The sequence below is a fragment of the Pseudomonas sp. Ag1 genome, from assembly GCF_000278565.1.
Taxonomy (GTDB): Bacteria; Pseudomonadota; Gammaproteobacteria; order Pseudomonadales; family Pseudomonadaceae; genus Aquipseudomonas.
The window spans coordinates 106,722-125,416 of sequence record NZ_AKVH01000103.1 but is presented as its reverse complement, the minus strand read 5'-3'; the positions used below and the strand labels follow the sequence as shown (position 1 = coordinate 125,416).

The 18,695-nt window shown below is 61.9% G+C and carries 21 protein-coding genes; 11 read left to right on the top strand and 10 right to left on the bottom strand.

The window, feature by feature from the left end; translation table 11 throughout:
- Positions 1-11: 11 nt before the first annotated feature.
- Entirely contained in the window at positions 12-1,016 is a 1,005-nt protein-coding gene (iolG, locus tag A462_RS12715) for an inositol 2-dehydrogenase (RefSeq protein ID WP_008436287.1), read from the bottom strand.
- Positions 1,017-1,052: 36 nt separating this feature from the next.
- Positions 1,053-2,078 carry a LacI family DNA-binding transcriptional regulator gene (locus tag A462_RS12720; protein ID WP_003215111.1) on the bottom strand — a complete coding sequence of 342 codons (1,026 nt, stop codon included), beginning with the start codon at positions 2,076-2,078 and terminating at the stop codon, positions 1,053-1,055.
- A 123-nt stretch (positions 2,079-2,201) separates the two neighbouring features.
- Here A462_RS12720 and A462_RS12725 point away from each other — a divergent pair, with 123 nt between their 5' ends.
- The 3 genes from A462_RS12725 to A462_RS12735 are packed head-to-tail and all read left to right on the top strand — an operon-like array spanning position 2,202 to position 5,161.
- Positions 2,202-3,047: an SDR family oxidoreductase gene (locus A462_RS12725; RefSeq protein ID WP_003215109.1), complete on the top strand. Its 846-nt coding sequence runs from the start codon at positions 2,202-2,204 to the stop codon at positions 3,045-3,047.
- Positions 3,047-4,189, top strand: coding sequence for a phytanoyl-CoA dioxygenase family protein (locus A462_RS12730; protein ID WP_003215107.1), 1,143 nt, complete (start codon positions 3,047-3,049; stop codon positions 4,187-4,189). The genes A462_RS12725 and A462_RS12730 overlap by 1 nt, the downstream gene beginning before the upstream one ends.
- A 48-nt stretch (positions 4,190-4,237) precedes the next feature.
- On the top strand, positions 4,238-5,161 hold the full coding sequence (locus A462_RS12735; protein ID WP_008436286.1) for a sugar ABC transporter substrate-binding protein: 924 nt from the start codon (positions 4,238-4,240) through the stop codon (positions 5,159-5,161).
- Here A462_RS12735 and A462_RS12740 read toward each other — a convergent pair.
- Both A462_RS12740 and A462_RS12745 read right to left on the bottom strand, forming a co-directional pair.
- Complete coding sequence (locus A462_RS12740) at positions 5,151-5,573, bottom strand: MAPEG family protein (protein ID WP_003215104.1); 423 nt, start codon at positions 5,571-5,573, stop codon at positions 5,151-5,153. The two genes, A462_RS12735 and A462_RS12740, sit on opposite strands and share 11 nt — an antisense overlap.
- Positions 5,573-5,890, bottom strand: a complete 318-nt coding sequence (locus A462_RS12745) for a DUF2834 domain-containing protein (RefSeq protein ID WP_003215101.1) — start codon at positions 5,888-5,890, stop codon at positions 5,573-5,575. Before A462_RS12745 ends, A462_RS12740 begins: the two co-directional genes overlap by 1 nt.
- Before the next feature lie 116 nt (positions 5,891-6,006).
- Between A462_RS12745 and A462_RS12750 the strand changes: the two genes are divergently transcribed.
- The gene (locus tag A462_RS12750; RefSeq protein WP_050550312.1) at positions 6,007-6,816 is read left to right on the top strand and encodes a helix-turn-helix domain-containing protein; all 810 of its coding nucleotides are present in this window, start codon (positions 6,007-6,009) and stop codon (positions 6,814-6,816) included.
- A gap of 18 nt (positions 6,817-6,834) precedes the next feature.
- Here A462_RS12750 and A462_RS12755 read toward each other — a convergent pair whose 3' ends face one another.
- Positions 6,835-7,251 (bottom strand): hypothetical protein, encoded by a 417-nt coding sequence (locus A462_RS12755; RefSeq protein WP_008436284.1) that lies wholly within the window; start codon positions 7,249-7,251, stop codon positions 6,835-6,837.
- Between the two features lie 288 nt (positions 7,252-7,539).
- On the opposite strand from A462_RS12755, the gene A462_RS12760 reads away from it, so the two are divergent.
- Positions 7,540-7,905, top strand: a complete 366-nt coding sequence (locus A462_RS12760) for a hypothetical protein (protein ID WP_003215095.1) — start codon at positions 7,540-7,542, stop codon at positions 7,903-7,905.
- A 6-nt stretch (positions 7,906-7,911) separates the two neighbouring features.
- Here A462_RS12760 and A462_RS12765 read toward each other — a convergent pair whose 3' ends face one another.
- A complete protein-coding gene (locus tag A462_RS12765; RefSeq protein ID WP_008436283.1) occupies positions 7,912-8,646 on the bottom strand; it encodes a CPBP family intramembrane glutamic endopeptidase in 735 nt (244 codons plus the stop codon).
- A 6-nt stretch (positions 8,647-8,652) separates the two neighbouring features.
- On the bottom strand, positions 8,653-9,123 hold the full coding sequence (locus A462_RS12770; RefSeq protein ID WP_008436282.1) for a RidA family protein: 471 nt from the start codon (positions 9,121-9,123) through the stop codon (positions 8,653-8,655).
- A 257-nt stretch (positions 9,124-9,380) separates the two neighbouring features.
- On the opposite strand from A462_RS12770, the gene A462_RS12775 reads away from it, so the two are divergent.
- On the top strand, positions 9,381-9,812 hold the full coding sequence (locus A462_RS12775; protein ID WP_008436281.1) for a nuclear transport factor 2 family protein: 432 nt from the start codon (positions 9,381-9,383) through the stop codon (positions 9,810-9,812).
- 138 nt (positions 9,813-9,950) lie between these two features.
- Here the strand turns inward: A462_RS12775 and A462_RS12780 are convergent, their stop codons facing one another.
- Complete coding sequence (locus A462_RS12780) at positions 9,951-11,279, bottom strand: aminotransferase-like domain-containing protein (RefSeq protein WP_008436280.1); 1,329 nt, start codon at positions 11,277-11,279, stop codon at positions 9,951-9,953.
- 91 nt (positions 11,280-11,370) lie between these two features.
- Between A462_RS12780 and A462_RS12785 the strand changes: the two genes are divergently transcribed.
- Positions 11,371-12,261 (top strand): DMT family transporter, encoded by an 891-nt coding sequence (locus tag A462_RS12785; protein WP_008436273.1) that lies wholly within the window; start codon positions 11,371-11,373, stop codon positions 12,259-12,261.
- A 3-nt stretch (positions 12,262-12,264) separates the two neighbouring features.
- On the opposite strand, the gene A462_RS12790 is transcribed toward A462_RS12785, so the two are convergent.
- Positions 12,265-12,819, bottom strand: coding sequence for a YceI family protein (locus A462_RS12790; protein WP_032899495.1), 555 nt, complete (start codon positions 12,817-12,819; stop codon positions 12,265-12,267).
- Between the two features lie 118 nt (positions 12,820-12,937).
- On the opposite strand from A462_RS12790, the gene A462_RS12795 reads away from it, so the two are divergent.
- Together A462_RS12795 and yghX are read left to right on the top strand one after the other, a co-directional pair.
- The gene (locus tag A462_RS12795; protein ID WP_003215081.1) at positions 12,938-13,432 is read left to right on the top strand and encodes a PaaI family thioesterase; all 495 of its coding nucleotides are present in this window, start codon (positions 12,938-12,940) and stop codon (positions 13,430-13,432) included.
- Between the two features lie 44 nt (positions 13,433-13,476).
- Positions 13,477-14,364 (top strand): YghX family hydrolase, encoded by an 888-nt coding sequence (yghX, locus tag A462_RS12800; RefSeq protein WP_008436270.1) that lies wholly within the window; start codon positions 13,477-13,479, stop codon positions 14,362-14,364.
- A gap of 140 nt (positions 14,365-14,504) precedes the next feature.
- On the opposite strand, the gene A462_RS12805 is transcribed toward yghX, so the two are convergent.
- Positions 14,505-15,689, bottom strand: a complete 1,185-nt coding sequence (locus A462_RS12805; RefSeq protein WP_032899494.1) for a DUF2252 family protein — start codon at positions 15,687-15,689, stop codon at positions 14,505-14,507.
- Positions 15,690-15,913: 224 nt separating this feature from the next.
- Here A462_RS12805 and A462_RS12810 point away from each other — a divergent pair, with 224 nt between their 5' ends.
- Both A462_RS12810 and A462_RS12815 read left to right on the top strand, forming a co-directional pair.
- Entirely contained in the window at positions 15,914-17,176 is a 1,263-nt protein-coding gene (locus tag A462_RS12810; protein WP_008436252.1) for an aspartate aminotransferase family protein, read from the top strand.
- Positions 17,173-18,675 (top strand): APC family permease, encoded by a 1,503-nt coding sequence (locus A462_RS12815; RefSeq protein ID WP_003215072.1) that lies wholly within the window; start codon positions 17,173-17,175, stop codon positions 18,673-18,675. Before A462_RS12810 ends, A462_RS12815 begins: the two co-directional genes overlap by 4 nt.
- Positions 18,676-18,695: the final 20 nt, after the last annotated feature.

Below are 18,695 nucleotides of genomic sequence, written 5' to 3'. Positions count from 1 at the left end.
CCGGCAACACCTTAAATAGCGTAATTGACCTCAACCATTCGCGCGGTCTTGATGGACTCCAGCGCACAGTCCGCCAAGTGCAACGCATACAGCCCATCGCGCATGTTGGTGGGCAGCGCGCGCCCCGCGCTCAGTGCCTGGATAAACTGCCCCAACTCATTGCGGTAGGCATCCGCATAACGCTCCAGGAAGAAATGCTGCAACGTCTCCAACGCCTCGGTGTGCTCGTGGTTCCAATGGCGCAAGGTGCTGGGTCGATGGTTATCCGTGAGCAGCACCCCCTTGGCCCCGGATACCTCAAGTCGCTGGTCATACCCGTAGACCGCCTCCCGACAGCAGTTGATATGGCACTGTTTCCCGGATGCGGTGCGCAGCAGCACCATCACGCTGTCGAAGTCGTCAATCTGCGCCAGGCTCGGATCTACCAGCCGGCTGGCTATCGCGCTGACTTCAATGGGCTCTTCACCCAGCAGGTGCCGCGCCATGTCGAAGTCATGAATGGTCATGTCCCGCAGGATGCCGCCGGAATGTGCCAGGTAATCCCGTGGCGCCAACCCCGGGTCGCGGCTGGTGATGATCACCTGCCGCACAGCACCAATTTGCCCCGCGTCGATGGCCTGGCGCAGGCGCAGCGTGTCGGGATCGAAGCGGCGGTTGAAGCCCAGCATGACTTTGCCGCCCTCGCGCTCCACAGCTTGCGCCGCCGCCCGCGCCTTGGCGAAATCCAGGTCAATGGGCTTCTCGCACAGCACGGCCTTGCCCTGGGACACGGCCGCCAGCAGCAAATCGATATGAGTGTCGGTGGGTGTGCCAATCACCACCGCGTCGATATCGTCCCGACTTAGCACTGCTGCGCAGTCATAGGCCGCCTCGCAACCCAGCTGCGCAGCCAAGCCATCGACGCCCTCCCGCCAGGGGTCGGCGACCACCACCAGAGTGGCATCAGGATGGGCCGCGACATTGGCCGCGTGAATGTTGGCGATGCGCCCTGCACCAAGGACAGCGATACGTAGCATGGTCGAACTCCTGGGATTGTTATTGGGTGTGGAGATTCAGTCCGGCAGGTTGAACGGTGTGACGATCTGTACCTGTGACGGCGCAATCGGCCCAGCCTTCCACAGCCGATGAAATTGCAGGATGTGCAGAAACACATGGCGCGCATCGATCTGCAGGTTGTGATCGATAATCGCGGCGACTTTTTCTTCAGCCAACAGCTGGCGATTCTCTTCGTCGAGGTCGTGAGCAATAAACACGTCCAACGGGCGATCCAGAGCCGCAAAGGCGTCGACAATTGCCCGGTTGCCACCGCCGACGCTGTACACCGCCTTCAGTTCGGGATGCTGCTTCAACGCATCGGTGACCCGGGCAAATGTTCGGTCATACACGCCGTACCCACCGCTGATATCCAGTACCCGCAGGTGCGTCGCACGGCCGCGCAGCCACATGCGAAAGCCCATTTCGCGTTCTTCCTCGCCCCGGAACAATTCGCTGCCAATCACCACCGCCACTTCCTGGGGTTGGGGTGACAGCCAGCGGGACAGGAGGTACGCGGCGGTTTGTCCGGCGGTGCGGTTATCCATGCCTACGTAGCCGATGCGCTCGCTGTGGGGCAGATCGGTGACCAGGGTCACCACCGGAATACCTGCGGCCGCCAGGTGCTTGACCGCCAGATTCACCGCCGGCTCGTCCGCGGCCTTGAGCACCACACCCTGGCTGCCGGTCTCGAGGCAGCGCAGCAATTGGTCGTGCATCGCCTGAGGCTCGATCTCTTCGAACACATGAAACCGCGGGGCGATACGAAACGGTGCCAGGCTGCCCAGTTGGGCGGTGATGGCGGCCTGCACCGCCGCACTGAAGCGCTTGGGCGTGTGCATGATCACATCGACATGAAAGGTACGGCCTACTGCCAGGCCATTTTTTTCCTGGGATTCCAGCTCATCCAGAGCCTGTTCGATACGCCGCCGGGTTTGGGCGTGCACGCTGCCGCGCTCATGCAAGACGCGATCGACTGTCGCCTTGCTGACGCCCGCCTGGGTGGCCAGTTGCTTGATGGAAAAGTGTTTAGCGCGTTCGAGCATGCTGTTGGACCTGAGGTCTTTTTGAGGTCTTTTTGAGACTCGTTGAGGTGACCGCAATGCTAGTCTCAGTTTTGCCCGGCGTCGAGCCCGGCCTTCAAAACAACAAAAACCCAGGAGACCCCGATGCCTTCAACCGACCTCAGCCATACCTTCAAAGGCCAATACTTTGTCGTCACCGGCAGCACCCAGGGATTGGGGGCTGCCGTCGCCCATACCCTGGCGCGGCGCGGTGCTGCCGGCCTGATCATCTGCGGACGCCGTCCGGACCAGGGCCAGGAGCAAGTACGGCAGTTGGCAGCGCTCGATTGCCGCGCGGTGTTTGTCCAGGCGGACCTGGAACAGATTGGCGACTGCCGCGCCGTGATCGAGGCGGCCCGTGCCCACTTCGGCACCCTCCACGGGCTGATCAACTGCGCCGGGATGTCGGATCGCGGCACCATTCTCGACACCTCCCCCGAACTGTTTGATCGACTGTTTGCGGTCAATGTGAGGGCGCCGTTTTTCCTGATGCAGGAAGCCTTGAAGCTGATGATCAGCCAGAGGGTTGAAGGTGCAGTGGTCAATATCCAGAGTGTCACCGGCCACGGCGGGCAATCGTTCTTGAGTGCCTACGCGGCGTCCAAGGGCGCTCTCGCGATTCTGACCAAAAACGTGGCGTTCAGCGCCCTGCGCAACCGGATTCGGGTCAACGGCTTGAACATCGGCTGGATGGACACACCGCACGAGGATGAAATCCAGCGGCACTACCACGGTGCCGGGGATGCCTGGTTGGAAGCCGCCGAAGCCGCACAGCCCTTCGGCCGCCTGCTCAAACCTGAAGAGGTGGCCCGGAGCGTGGCATTTCTATTGTCACGCGAGTCGGGAATGATGACCGGCACGGTGATCGACCTCGAGCAAGGCGTCATCGGCTGTGGCGACGGCGGCACCCCACGCCCCGATCAGGCCTTGAGCCTGGTGGAGGGTGCGTGATGCCTGCCTTTGTCAGCGCCGATGCGGTGCAACTGGAAGATTTTCACTCGATCTGTGCCCAGCAGGCGGCTGCCGAGGACTACCCGCACTGCGCCGAAGTGTGCAGCAACATCCCGATCTATCAGGCCCAGGCACTGCGCAACGGCGATCGTCACGCCGTGCTGGACGAACTGCATCGCCTGTTCAGCCAGGGGCCGGGAGTGATGGTGGTGCGCCAGGGCTACGCCGACCTGGACGTGGTCGACCGTCACAGCCAGGTATTCGAAGCGATCTTTGCCCAAGAGGCTGCGCAAGGTGTGGCCGCCGACCACTTCGCCAAGGCCGGCAGTAACGGACGTATCTGGAACTCATTACAGAAGGCCGCACTGCAGTCGCCGGCATCCTTTGTCGAATATTACGCCAACCCACTGCTGGGGTTGATCGCACAAGCCTGGCTCGGCCCGGGCTACCAAGTCACGGCCCAGGTCAACGTGGTGCACCCCGGTGGCCAAGCCCAGCAACCGCACCGTGATTATCACCTCGGGTTCCAGACCATCGACGTGGTGGAGCGCTTTCCGTTGCCCCTGCACACGCTGTCCCAATACCTCACGCTGCAAGGGGCCGTGGCCCACAGCGACATGCCCCTGGAAACCGGCCCGACCCAACTGCTGCCGTTTTCCCAGCAATACCCGCTGGGCTACCTGGCCTGGAGGCGCACTGAATTCATCGAGTACTTCCAGCAGCATGCCGTGCAATTGCCGCTGAACAAAGGTGACCTGCTGTTCTTCAACCCGGCCCTGTTTCACGCCGCTGGCACCAATCGCACACCGGACCGCCAGCGCATGGCCAACCTGCTGCAAATCTCCTCGGCGTTCGGCAAAACGATGGAGGCTGTGGACCGCGACCGGATGATGCTGGCGCTGTACCCCTGCCTGTTGGAGCGCCTGGCGGACAACGTCATGGATGGCGAGGCGCTGCACGCGGTGATCGCCTGCACCGCCGATGGCTATTCCTTTCCCACCAACCTGGATACCGACCCACCCTTACAGGGCCTGGCTCCGCAAACCGGGCAGCAACTGATGTTGCAGGCACTGAACGAACGCTGGCCCTGCGAGACCTTTGCCGAACGCGTTGCGCAACTACACGCCAAACGCCAAGGCTGAGGAATGTTTTCAACGTCTTTCAAAACAACAAAAAAACGGACTGACACCATGAAAAAACAGCTGCTGACCTTGCTCCTGACCCTCATCGTTACCCCGCTAGCCCTCGCCGAGACACGCATCGGCGTCAGCATCGCCCAGGTGGACGACGTGTTCCTCGCCCAGATGCGTGACTACATGGCGGCCCACGCCAGGGACCTCACCGACGTGACCCTGCAATTCGAAGACGCCCAAGGCGATGTGGTGCGCCAACTGAACCAGGTGCAGAGCTTTTCTGCCCAAGGCATGGACGCGATTATCGTCAACGCGGTCGACACCGCCGCTACCCAGAAAATGACTGTGAATGCCCAGCAGGCGGGTATCCCGCTGGTGTACGTCAACCGTCGCCCGGACATCCCCGGCTTACCGGCCGGGGTGGGTTATGTCGGCTCGGACGAGATCAAAGCGGGCGAGATTCAGATGCGCTACCTCGCGGAAAAAATGAACGGCAAGGGCAACCTCGCAATCATGCTCGGCTTGCTCTCCAACAACGCCACCCACAACCGCACACAGGGCGTGAAAAACGTACTGAAGGATTACCCCAACATCCATATCGTCGAAGAACAAAGCGCCGACTGGCAGCGCAGCAAGGCCATGGACCTGATGAACAACTGGATCGTCTCGGGCAAGAAAATCGACGCCGTGGCGGCCAATGCCGATGAAATGGCTATCGGTGCCGCGATGGCGATTACCCAGGCCGGTATGCACCCTGGCAAGGACATCCTGGTGGGCGGCAGCGACGGCGGACCCGCCGGCCTGGATGCGATCAAAAAAGATCTATTGGTAGTCACGGCCTATCAGGACAACAAGGGCCAGGCCGTCGGCTCGATTGACCTGGCGCTGAAGATGATCAGGAAGCAGCCCTACACGGCGGAGCTGACCATTCCCTATCAACAGATCACCAAGGACAACTATCAGGCCTTTCTCACCCCTTGATTGTTATCAGCCCAGCGCCAAGCAGACCGGCCAGCCCCGACAAACAGAGCACTCCCACTCCATAAGCGAGGGTGCGCCAGGGCTGGCGGCCGCTCAGATACATCACCGTATGCATCACACGGGCAGCGGTGAACAGACAGAACAACCCCGCGGTAGCGGTGCCTGGCGTTTCCATCGCCAGGCACAGGCCACCCAAAATGAAGAACAACGGAATATTTTCCAGATCATTGGCCCAAGCCTTTTCGGCCCGGGAGACTTGCGGTAACTCCTGGGGATTCGCATCGCGATGGAAGAAAGCTGCATCCTCGTGGTTAGTGAATGCACGGAATCTGAGTCGAAAGAAACCCTGGTAACAGGAGATCGCCAGCATCTTCAAGAACAGCACCAGTACGCACAACGCATAAACCTCCATCACCGGCCCCCTGAAGGTTCGCGGAACCCGTTGACCACGATATACAGCAGCGGACCGATGGATACGAAAACCGCCGTTACCAGTAAATAGGGCAACACCGACGCCAGGGATTTGCCCCTGGCCCGCGCATCCCGGTACATCCATACGCCCGCCAAGGCCGCCATCAGATACAAGTCAATCACCACCTGGGCAGTATCCGGCCTCGATATCAATTCACGTCCGAACGCCATGAGCGATTGTTCGGCGATCAGCATCGTGATCAATGTGTACAGGGCAAAAGCCAACAGCCCGGCCAGGGCAATCCAGGGTCTGCGCATGTTCTCCTCCTTGGAGACAACGGTTCGGGAAGCTGCACATTAGTGATAACGTCGTTCCCCTCTCAATGACCTCGAAGGTCATCGACACCACCGACCCGCACGGCCAGAGTCAACCCATGAGCAGCCAACCTTTCCCCCGCGCCAACCCCGACACTACCGCCGGCACGCAACTGCGCGTGCTGCGTCGGCACGCCAGATTGAGCCAGCTGGAACTGGCGCTGATCACCGGGGTTTCCCAACGCCACCTGAGCTGCATCGAGACCGGGCGCGCCAAGCCGAGCCCGGGCACCTTGCATAATTTGCTGATGGCGCTGGAGGTTCCGCTGGAGCAATGCAACAGCGTGTTCCTCGCTGCCGGCTTCGCCCCGCGCTATGAGGCAACCCCGCTCTCCTCGCCCTCCATGGAGGCTATTCGCGAGGCAATCAGCCATGTGCTCCACGCGAACAATCCTGCACCGGCGATCGTGCTGGGCAGCCACTGGGAAGTGCTAGCCGCCAACGCCAGTACCCAGGTGCTGTTCGAGCTGGTGGGGATCAAACCGGAGGCGGCTGATGGGCTGAATTTGCTGGTCACCCTGCTACAGCCTGGCGGCCTGGGTGATCATTTGATCAACGCTGACGAAATCCGCACCATCGCCTGGCAACGGGCGACGCGCGAGGCGTTGGGCAACTCCGAACTTGCCAGGCTTCTGGACAGCCTGCCGGCCCCGCTAAGTACCGAAGCCTTGGTCAATGAACCGCCGCCACTGGTGCTGACACGCGTCAACTCCCGTGAAGGTGAGCTGAACTTCATGTCGACCTTCACCACCTTCGGCATGCCTCAGGACATCACGGTAACGTCGTTGCGCATCGAGCATTTGATTCCGGCGGATGCGCAGACGTGGCAGGTGATGACCGCGGCGTATGAGCGGTCATTGGTGAGGTAGAAAGCCGCGGCGGGGCCATTAGTTATTTGTCGTATTTTGCCCGCCATAGCTATTGGCGCGGCTCTTGGAGGAGGAGCCGTTGCTGTATTGGGTGTCTTGCCCGCCGTAGCTATTGGAGCGGCTCTTGGCTGAGGTGCCGTCGCTGTATTGAGTGTCTTGCCCACCATAGCTGTTGGAACGGGTCTTGGCCGAGGTGCCGTCGCCGTATTGGATATCCTGCCCGCCATAACTATTGGAGCGGCTCTTGGAGGAAGTACCATCGCTGTATTGGGTGTCTTGCCCACCGTAGCTATTGGCGCGACTCTTGGAAGAGGTGCCATTGTCGTATTCGCAATCGGACCCACCATAACTGTTCGCCCTGCACGTCTCGGCAACCGCTTGGTAAAGCGGCGCAGCCAACAAAACCATGCCCAGCAAAACGACCTTAAGCTTCATGTTAATTCCTTGTAGAGATGGCGATACGCTATTACAGACTGGAGATTCTGAACTTAGTTTCCAACGTTCTGAAATGCGCTCGCGCGAGCCGACGTGGCAACCCTTTGCCAGCCCCGGCAACTCCTGGCCTGCGCCCTGCCCCGGCAATACCACCCAGCCCGCGCCGCACAAGGCATGCAGCACATGGCCCGGGTTTTGCTCTGTTGCTGCTACCAATAAGGGAGCGGCACCATGATAGGAAGCACGACAAGTCTGTTAGCGCTGGGACAGAAGACTTTTACACAATCCATGGAAAACGGCACCCTGCGGGCCGGGAGGATTGAAGTCACCAACGCCACGCCCGAGATCAAGACCAAGCTGGAAGCCAGCTATCAGGAGCAAGTGCGCTCGACCGCGCAAACCGTTGCCACCGCCAGGGCCAACCCTTCATGGGCGACCTTCGACGATAAAGGCAACGCCGTCGAACTGCCCGATGTTCAGTCACTCAGCAAAAGCGACGCCACCCATGTGGCCAACGGTCTTCAGTACCTGCTCGATATCGGGCGCCTGGACGGCAAGACTGTCACCGCGAAAAATGGCGACCAGTCGACCGATAACATCGCGGTCTACAAAGACTGGCTCCAGGCCCACATCGGCGTTGATGTACAGGCCTGAGACGGTTCACACCATCGGCACGGCAATCAGCAAGATCGCCGTGCCATGGGTGGCCGTCGCCGCCACCACACCGTAGCGCATCCGCACCAGCCCGCAGGCCACGCCTTCAATCAGGGTAAAGGCCAACACTGGCCAGCCCAGTTGCGTCACGCTCAACGCCAGAAATGAATGGCACGCGGCGAACGCCAACCCGCTGAGCAACGCCGCACGCAGCGGCGTAACGTGCTGTTCGAGATAACCCTGCAAGAAGCCGCGAAACAATACCTCTTCCAGCGCATTGGCGCAGTAGGCAAGCGCTAGCATGCCCATCAGCCAGGTCCAGTAAGCCGGGATCGCCGCCGGTTCGATGCCTTGATACAGGCGCAATGGCAAGCCAATCACACAGCCGGCCACCAGCCCCACTGCCAGGCCCACAGCACGATTGCCCTTGAACAGCACCGTCAGTTGCCACAACTCCGGTGCCAGGCGCGCGAGCAGCGCAATCAGCCCAAGGGATAACCCGCCCAGCGCGGCCAGCACCCACGGGTTGGCCGTGAACTCGATCTGCACCTCGCGGCTCAGCGACCACATGCCCAGTGGCGTCATCGCATCGCGCATCAGCACAAAGGCCAGCAGCAGGATAACGATGCGCAAGCCCGGCAATGTTTTTGGCGTGAGACCGAACCACAGGCCAAACAGGATCAGTCCTGGGAGCAGGTAGATTCCATAATGGACCAGTACCGCAAACGCCTCGGCGATCACCCGGTTTCAGTCCCGTGCCACGGCGGTCATGTCGATTTCCACGGCCGCGCCCTTGGGCAATTGCAGCACGCCCACCGAGGTGCGCGTATGGGATCCTGCGGCCCCCAGGATCTCGTTCAACAGGTCCGACGCACCGTTGGCCACTTCGCTTTGCTGGTCGAAGTCATCCGCGCTGCGCACGTACACATTGATCTTGAGGATCGCCTTGACCTGGTCCAGCGAACCCAGCGCCTGCTTGAGCAACCCCAGGCAACGCAGTGCGCTGACGCCCGCGGCAATCTGTGCGTCGGCCAGGCTGAGGCTTTCGCCGACCTTGCCGGGCAACACGATGGCGTCACCCACCCGCGGAATCTGGCCACTGATGTAGACGTGATTGCCGTCCCTCAGCAGCGGCGTGTAGTTGCCGCCGATCTTGAACTCGTTGAGTTGATAACCCAGGCGCACCATGGCCGCCGCGTACTTTTGATCCGGTGTCATTTTTTGTTTTCCTCAGTCGTTGCGAATCCACGCCATGAAGTCGCCGGCCACAGCATAGCCATGTGCCATTTCCACGGGAAGTGCCGACCGCTATTTCGCAAGTGATACGACAACCAATACTGGCAAACAGCGCTTATCTTCTAGCCAATAACAAATTTCACTTTCCTTGATCCCAGTAAATACGGCATGGTTGTACGACGACTTAAAAACACAGCCCGAGTCGTCCCGGTACCCACAACAACAACAAGGAAACACCCATGCAAAACGTCAAGGTTCTGATTGGTTTTCTGTGCCTGTTCAGCGGCTACGCGGCCGCCGCGCCCGCCGCAAGTGACAAGGATGTAGCCACTGCGGTCGATCATCTGACCCAGGCCATGTTGCACAAGGACATCCCGCAACTGCAGGCCCTCACCGCGAACAACCTCACCTACGGCCATTCCAGCGGCAAGGTCCAGAACAAGCAGGAATTTATCGCCGACATTGAAACCGGCAGAAGTGGTTTCAAGACCCTGGAAATGCAGAAACAGACCATCACCCTCAATGGCGACACCGCCCTGGTGCGCAACCACTTTTCCGCACAGGCGGTGAACAGTGGCGTCGAGGTGCCCACCGAAATTGAAAACTTCCAGGTCTGGCAGAAGCAGAAAGGCAAATGGCTGCTGATCGGGCGCCAGGCGTACAAATTCTGAGTCCCGCCTGGATCGTTCCCACGCTCTGCGTGGGAATGCATCCGGTGACGCTCTGCGTCACTATCGCGCAAATCTACAGCGGGACGCGGAGCGTCCAAGGCGGCATTCCCACGCAGAGCGTGGGAACGATCCGGCCCCCTAGTACGCCTTCACCGCCCAGCGCACTTTCACCAACGCCTCGCGCAGCACCTCCCGGTCCACCGACCCCAGCGCCACTCGCAAGGCATGGGGCACGTGGGCCGAGACGGCAAACGGCTCGGCCGTGGACACCGAGATATTTTCCCGTGCCAGCGCCATGGTGATCTGATCGGCGCGGGCATCTTCCGGCAACGGCAACCACAAGAAATACGAAGACGGATGGCGGATAACATTCAAGCCCGCCAACACCTCATCGGCCACCGCCTGGCGCGCCTGGGCGTCCTTACGTTTTTGCGCTTCAAGCTGCAGCACCGTGCCGTCGTCGATCCACGCGGCAGCCACCGCAGTCATCACCCCCGGAGTGTTCCAGGTGGTGGCCATGACCGTACGTTCCAGCGCCGCCATCCACGGCAACGGCGCAGCCACGTAACCCACCCGCAGGCCGGTGGCGACGCTCTTGGACAGCCCCGACACGTAAACCGTGCGTTCCGGCGCCAGTTCGGCCACGGGCGGTGGCGCGTCCTCGGCTAAAAACGCGTAGGCAGCATCCTCGATCAGGATCAGGTCATGCCGACGGGCAATCGCCACCAGGTGCTCGCGCTGCGCCATGCTCATCACCCAGCCCAACGGGTTATGCAGCGTCGGCATGCTGTACACGGCGCGTACCGGGCGCCGGGCGCAGAGTTGTTCAAGAAAGGCCAAGTCGGGGCCCGTCGCGGTCACCGGGATCGCGACGATTTCCAGGTGCAGCGTCTCGGCCAACACCTTGAACCCGGAATAGGTCAGCGCATCCACCGCCACCACATCGCCGGGCTTGAGCAGCGACATCATGGTCACCGCCAGGCCATGCTGGGCACCGCTGACGATCAGCACCTGCTCGGCCTGCACCGTCAACCCACGACTCAGCAGATGACGCGCCACCGCTGCCCGCTCATGCAGCCGACCGGCGTGAGGCTGATAGCGCAGCAGCGCCGCCAGGTCGCCGGACAACGCCAACTGGCGCAATGCGGTGCGCAGCAGGTCGGTCTGGCCCGGCAGCGACGGGTAGTTGAAGTTGAGATCGATCATGCCCGCCGCCACCGCGATCTGGCCGACGCCCTGCCCTGGCGACAACGCGATTTCCCGCACAAAGGTTCCGCGCCCGGTTTCACCACTGACCAGGCCCATGGCCTCAAGCTCGGTGTATACCCGGCTGGCCGTGACCAGCGCCAGGCCATGGCTGGCGGCCAACTGGCGGTGCGTCGGCAACCGGGTGCCCGCCGCCAGCGCGCCCGAACGGATATCCCGGGCGAAGGTGTCCACCAATGTCTTGTAGCGGGCGCGGGGCATAGGCGATGTATCCATGACAATTTTTTGATTGTCTTGATAGTGAATCATAGGATGCGCAGGACGCAACTTATCCCTATCGAGCCCTACACCCATGGAACGAACCACCCACCTCAACACCCGGGAAAACAACGCCAGCGGCTGGATCAACGGTTTGATCGGCGTGGTGATCTTCAGCGGCTCGCTGCCGGCCACGCGCCTGGCGGTGCTGGAGTTCGATCCGGTATTCCTGACCGTCGCCCGCGCCACCATCGCCGCCCTGCTCGGCCTGTGCCTGCTGTGGCTGTTCAAGGAAAAAACCCCGGCCCGCAGTCAGTTGCTGCCCCTGGCAATCGTCGCGCTGGGCGTGGTGATCGGCTTTCCTTTGCTCACCGCACTGGCCTTGCAGTACGTCACCAGTGCCCATTCCATCGTATTTGTCGGCCTGCTGCCTTTAGCCACTGCGGTCTTCGGCGTATGGCGCGGCGGCGAGCGGCCCAAGTTGGTGTTCTGGCTGTTTTCGATCCTGGGCAGCCTGCTGGTGGTGGGCTACGCGGTTGCCCAGGGCCTGAGCGCTGCGCCCGCCGGGGATTTGCTGATGCTGTTGGCAATCCTGGTGTGCGGCCTCGGTTATGCCGAAGGAGCCAAACTCTCGCGCACCCTGGGTGGCTGGCAGGTGATCTGCTGGGCGCTGGTGATCTCGCTGCCGATTGTGGCCCCGCTGACGGCGATCCTCGCCCCGGGCACTTTCGTGAGCATCAGCCTGCCGGCCTGGCTGAGCCTGGCCTATGTGTCGCTGTTCAGCATGCTGATCGGGTTTGTGTTCTGGTACCGCGGGCTGGCCCAGGGCGGCATTGCCGCCGTCGGGCAATTGCAGTTGCTGCAACCGTTTTTCGGCCTGGCACTGGCGGCCACGCTGCTGCATGAGCAGGTGAGCCTGGGCATGCTGGGGGTGACCGTCGCGGTGATTGCGTGCGTGGCGGGGGCCAAGAAGTTCGCCCGCTAGCCATCAGCGCTCAGGCGCAACCATCTTGAACTTGATGACAATCGCATTGGACACCACGCTGTCCGCCCACTCCCCCGCGCCGATCCTGAAGTCATCGCGCTTGAGCACGAATTCGCCGTCGAACACGCCAATGCCGCTCTGCTCCTTGAGGGCCACCTTGACCTCCACCGGCCGGGTCTGGCCCTTGAGGGTCAGGTTGCCGCTGAACAGGTAACGGTTGTCGCCCAGGTCAGTGATGTGGGTCGAGGTGAAGGTGCCCACCGGGTAGGTCGTCATGTCGAACCAACCGGGCTTGGGCAGTTCGGTGTTGGCGTCGTCGCTGCCGGCATTGATGCTCGGCAGCTGGATGGTCAGTACGGTGCTGGCGGCAGCCGGGTTTTGCGTGTCGAAATTCAGGGTCGCCGAATAGGTGCCAAACGTGCCGTACACCTCTTGGCCCATCTGGTCATAGGTGAAGCTGATGGTGCTGGCCGTCGGATTCACGTCGGTGTATTCCACGGCGTACGCGTTAGACAAGGTGGCGAGGGCAAGGACGACCGCTGGCAATCGAGATTTCATGGGATTCTCAACCGGGAATGAACACGCTGTGCACTGCTAACAGCGTAGGCGCTGGATTTATTCACGCGCCTGGCATTAGGCTCGTGCCTCGACGGAACCCAAACAACAAGGAGCCACGATGCCCGCGCTTTCCCTGCAAGACACCACCGCCCCCGAAGGCGTCTGTTATGGCTGCGGCAGCAGCAACCCCCACGGGCTGCACATCAAGAGTCGCTGGGACGCCGACGGCATCCACGTGATCGCCGAGCACCAGCCCGACGCCCGATACAGCGGCTGGCCAGACCTGGTCTATGGCGGTCTGATCGCGATGCTTGTGGACTGCCACTCGAACTGGACCGCCATGGCCTACCACTACCGGTCCGAGCAACGCGAACCCGGCAGCCTGCCGCGTATCGACTGCGTCACCGGCAACCTGGGAATCAAATTCATCAAGCCGACACCGATGGGCGTGCCGCTGACCTTGCGCGCAAGAGTCGAAGGTGACGTGGGGCGCAAAAGCCGCGTGGTGTGCGAGGTGTACGCCGATGGCGTGCTGACGGCGATTGGCGATTCGGTCTTCGTGCGGGTCGACACCGGGCAACTGGCCGCCGCGGCCCATGGCCGGGAAGCCTGATACTGGTCTACATTCAGTCCCACCGCTAATCGAGGACGCTACCGATGACTCGTCTGACCGCCAAAGACTTCGCCCCTGAACTGCTGGAGCTTTACGATGGCTACGCCCACGGCAAGATCAACCGCCGGGAATTTCTCGACCGCGCAGCACTGTTCACCTTCGGCGGGCTGACGGCCTCGGCCCTGCTCGCCGCCCTGAGCCCCAACTACGCCCTGGCCGAGCAGGTGAAATTCACCGACCCGGAGATCGTCGCCGACTACATCACCTACCCGTCACCCAAGGGCAACGGCACGGTGCGCGGCTACCTGGTGCGCCCGGCCAAGGCCAGCGGCAAGGTGCCGGCGGTGGTGGTGGTGCATGAGAACCGGGGGTTGAACCCGTATATCGAAGACGTCGCCCGTCGGTTGGCCAAGGCCGGATTCATTGCCCTGGCGCCGGATGGCCTGACCTCGGTGGGTGGCTATCCCGGCAATGATGAGAAAGGTGTGGAGTTGCAACAGAAAGTCGATCCCGAGAAGCTGATGAACGACTTTTTCGCGGCCATCGAATGGTTGATGTACCACGATGCAAGCACCGGCAAGGTGGGCATTACCGGGTTCTGTTATGGCGGCGGCGTGACGAATGCGGCGGCGGTGGCTTATCCGGAGCTGGGTGCGGCGGTGTCGTTTTATGGGCGCCAGCCGGAAGCCAAGGATGTGCCACGGATCAAGGCACCGATCATGTTGCATTACGGTGAGCTGGATACGCGGATCAATGAGGGCTGGCCGGCGTATGAGAAAGCGTTGAAGGCGGCCGGCACGACCTATGAGGCGTTTATCTACAAGGGCGCCAATCACGGCTTCCACAACGATTCGACGCCGAGGTATGACGAGGCGGCGGCGAATCTGGCGTGGGAGCGGACGTTGGGCTGGTTCAAGAAATACCTGGTGTAACCCGCCCTCCAAAACACCACCCAACTCATGTGGGAGCGGGCTTGCTCGCGAACGCGGTGTGTCAGTCAGCTGATGTTTGACTGATCCACCGCTTTCGCGAGCAAGCCCGCTCCCACAGGGGACTTTCAGCGTTCTTGAGCTCAGTGCTCCAGCGCATACCGCCGGCAATGATTCAAATACCCTTCCTCATGGCTCCCCACCAACTGCACCACACTGGTCCACAGCCACGAAGGCGCATCCAGTTGCCTGGAGCGGTTCTCTTGCAACAGCGCCATCCAGTCCTTGCGCGTATCCCGGTCCATCTGCCGCGCATGGGCCACGCCGACCACCCGCGCCAGGTACCCGGCCGCGTGCATCGCATCAATCTCGCTCAGCTCATCCAGTTCCAGCTTCATGTCCTGGGGCAGCAGTTCGCGGATGAAAAACCCGTGATCCAGAAACCGCGTGGCCAACATCCGCTCCCCCAACGCCGGTGACAGGTGCCGCGCGCCCTCCACCACCCGCCGGCCGTTATCCCGAGGCATTTTTGCCCGGGCCGCACGCGGCGCCGCAGCGCCTACCGCTTCCTTGATGTCGAGCAGGCAGTATTCCTGATCAGACTTGTCCCCTACTCCCAGCAACACCGCATAACGCAGCAACCCAAGGGAGCTGCAACCCTTGACCCAATAGGCCGAGTCCAGCAGCTCGACCTCGGCGTCGTTGGAGCGGCCTTTGAGCGAAGTCACCAGCCGGTGGATTTCATCCGACGCGCACAACGTTTCAAGGGCGGACTTTTCTGACCGCGACAACGACCAGAAATGCTTGCCCAATGGAATTGTCGGCCGGGTGTTTTCAATACGTTCGCGGGCCAGATTCTTCCAGGTGCGCTCCACCGCACTGCGCATCCCGGACTTGACCTGGGACGGGCGCGGTGGTGCCTCGTCGGGCTTGTCTTTAAACGCCTGCGCGTAGCCCACCATCATCTCTTCAAGCATGCGCGCGGTGGTCACCCCCGGCAGGTCCGAACCCCGCGCAGCGGTGGCCAGGGACAAGGCCAGGCGCACCAGGTCATGGGCCGGATTGCCGATCACCGCCTGGTCAAGGTCACGGATATGCATGTCGATCCGGCCCTTGGTATCGCCCGTGGGCCCAAGGTTACCGGCGTGGCAGTCGCCGCAGATCCAGATCGCCGGCCCGTGGGGCAAGCGCCGGCCGCGCTGGCTGTGCAGCCACTCGTAAAACTGAACCGTACTGCCCCGCACATAGGCGTGGGCGGAGCGCGCCATCTTCAGGTTGCGCAGTTGCGTGAGGTGGGGCATTCGCGAAGAGGGACGCGGAATTTTCATAGAAGTACTCGTCGTGGAGATACGGTAGAGGCTGGCCCGCGACAAATGTTTCATTTTGTTTCAGAGGATTCTATTAATAAGCCACGCCAATCAATCCCACTGCAATCGGTCTTTCTATTCCTCCCGTCCCCGGGACTAGCATCGGGACAACTCGATGCAGCGAGTCACAACCCTAACTGCACACATCCCCAAACACTGCCGCCCTAACAAAAGAGATAACGCAGATGAATGAAGTGATGAACACCGCACCCGCCAAGATCAACCTGGTCAAGGCCCGAGGCTCGCTGGTATGGGACGATCAGGGCAAGGAATACATCGACTGTACCGCCCAGGCCTGGTCGAACAATTTGGGGGCCAATGACCCCCGGGTGGTGGAAGCCGCCGTTGCGCAATTGCGCGAAATGACTCACATCCGCCCCAACTTTGGCTCACCGGCCCACACCCGGCTGGTGAAGAAGCTGCGGGAAGTCTCCCCGGGCGCCCTCAACCAGATGGGCTTTGCCCTGCATGGCAGCCTCGCCGGTGAAATGGCGATGAAACTGGCCTTCAAGAACCGCCCTGGCGCACAGAACCTGCTGGTGCTGCAGGACGGCTACCACGGCCGCTCCCTGGCCACCCTCGGCGCCAGTTGGCCGCACCCGAACAATCCGTTCCTGGCGATCCAGCCACGTTTCACCCGCGTCCCCCACCCCAACCCGTACCGCACGCGCCTGGGCATGGACCCGGAAACCGAGTCGCAGCTGTGCCTTGGCCTGTTGGAAGAAACCATCCTCAAGGGCGTCGACGGTGGCGTGGCAGCAGTGATGATGGAACCGATCCAGGGCAATGGCGGGCATATCGAGTTCCCCCGCTCCTACTACAAAGGCGTGCGCGAGATCTGCGACCGCCTCGGCGTGCTGCTGATTTTTGATGAAGTGCAGACCGGTTTCGGGCGCATGGGCACGATGTTCGCTGCGGACTATTACGACGTGCTGCCCGACATCATCGTGTTCGGCAAAGGCGTCGGCGGCGGCTTCCCGCTGGCCGGGATCCTCGCCGATGACAAGCTCAAGTGGTTCGACGAAGGTGAAGAAGCCCTGACCTTCGGCCACTTCCCGGTCTCGCTGGCCGCCGGCTACGCCACGGTGGAAGCGATCGTCGCCGACAACCTCTGCGAAAAGGCCCGCGACTCCGGCGACTACATCAGCGCCCGCCTCAAGGACATGCAAACCCGCCACCCGCTGATCGGCGACGTGCGCTGCCCCGGGCTGATGGCGTCCATCGAGCTGGTCAAGGACCGCACCACCAAGGAACCGGCCTGCCGGGAATCCCAGGAGGTGTATCGCCTTGGGGTGGAGCGCGGCGTATTGTTTGGCGAAAGCCGCTACGCCGGGCTGGGTAACCTGATCAAGGTCAAGCCTCCTCTGGATATCGAACGCCCGTTGCTGGCCAAGGCCCTCGACGTGCTGGACGAGGTGATCGGCATCATCGAGGAGCAACGGCCATGAGCACATTCGTTGAAAACACCGTGACCGCCCCGCCGAATGCCCAGGCCCCGCTGTCCAGCGACGACGCCGACCTTGCCAGCCTCGGCTACGAGCAAAAGATGCACCGCACCATGAGTTCGTTCACCTCGTTTGCCCTGGCCTTTTCCATGGTCTCGATCAACACCGGGGTGGTCACGCTGTTCGCCGACCCGTTCAACCGCGTCGGCGGTATCGGCATCCTTTTGTGGCTGCTGGTGATCCCGCTGGTGTGCTGCATCGTCATGGTCTACTGCCACCTGGCCGGGCGCATTCCGCTTACCGGCTACGCCTACCAATGGTCCAGCCGGTTGGCGGGCAATCACTTCGGCTGGTTTACCGGCTGGGTCGCGTTCACCTCGTTTGTCGCCGGTACAGCCGCCACCTCGGCGGCCATCGGCACGGTGTTCGCGCCGGAGATCTGGGCCAACCCGACACAGGGCCAGATCCAGGGCCTGAGCATCGGTGCCACGCTGGTGGTAGGCCTGCTGAACATCTGCGGGATTCGCCTGGCCACGCGGATCAACGACATCGGCGCGATCATCGAAATCATCGGCACGGTGCTGTTGGCGGTTGCGTTGTTCTTCGGGGTGTTTTTCTTCTTCGAGCACACCCAGGGCGTGGCGATCCTGACCTCGGCACAACCGGTGAGCGGCGGCACCCTCAGCTTCACCACCCTCGCCCTCGCCACCTTGCTGCCGGTCTCGGTGCTGCTGGGCTGGGAGGGCGCCGCCGACCTGTCCGAGGAAACCAAGGACCCACGCCGCGCCGCGCCCCGGGCGATGATTCGTGCGGTGCTGGTGTCCAGTGTATTGGGCTTCGTGGTGTTCGCCTTGCTGAGCATTGCGATCCCGGGGTCGGTCAGCGAGCTGCTCAGCCACAGCGAAAACCCGGTGATCAATATCGTGCGCCTGCAACTGGGCAACGCCGCCGGCGTGGGCATGATCGTGATCGCCTTCGCCTCGATCCTCGCCTGCCTGATCGCCAACATGGCGGTGGCCACCCGCATGACCTTCGCCCTGTCTCGGGACAACATGCTGCCGGGCTCCAAGGTGCTGGCGAAGATCAACCCGCACTTCGGTACGCCGGTCGCCGCCATCGTGCTGATCACCGCCATTGCCGTGCTGCTGAACCTGGCGAGCGGCGGGTTTGTCACGGCGATCTACTCGATGGTCGGCCTGACCTACTACTGCACCTACCTGCTGACACTGATTGCCGCGTACCTGGCCTATAAAAATGGCCGGATGCCGGGGGCGCCTGCGGGGGTGTTCAGCCTGGGCAAGTGGTTGTTGCCGATGATCGTCCTCGGCGGCCTGTGGGCCATCGCGGTGATCCTGACCCTGAGCGTGCCCGAAGAAAGCCACACCGGCGCCATCACCACCGGGGTTACACTCGGGGTCGGCGTGCTGTGGTGGTTGTTTTCGCTGCGCACGCGCCTTAACAATGGCACCGCCGGGCCGAGCGGCAAATTGCTCGACCACTAGCCGTTGATTGCGGCCAAACA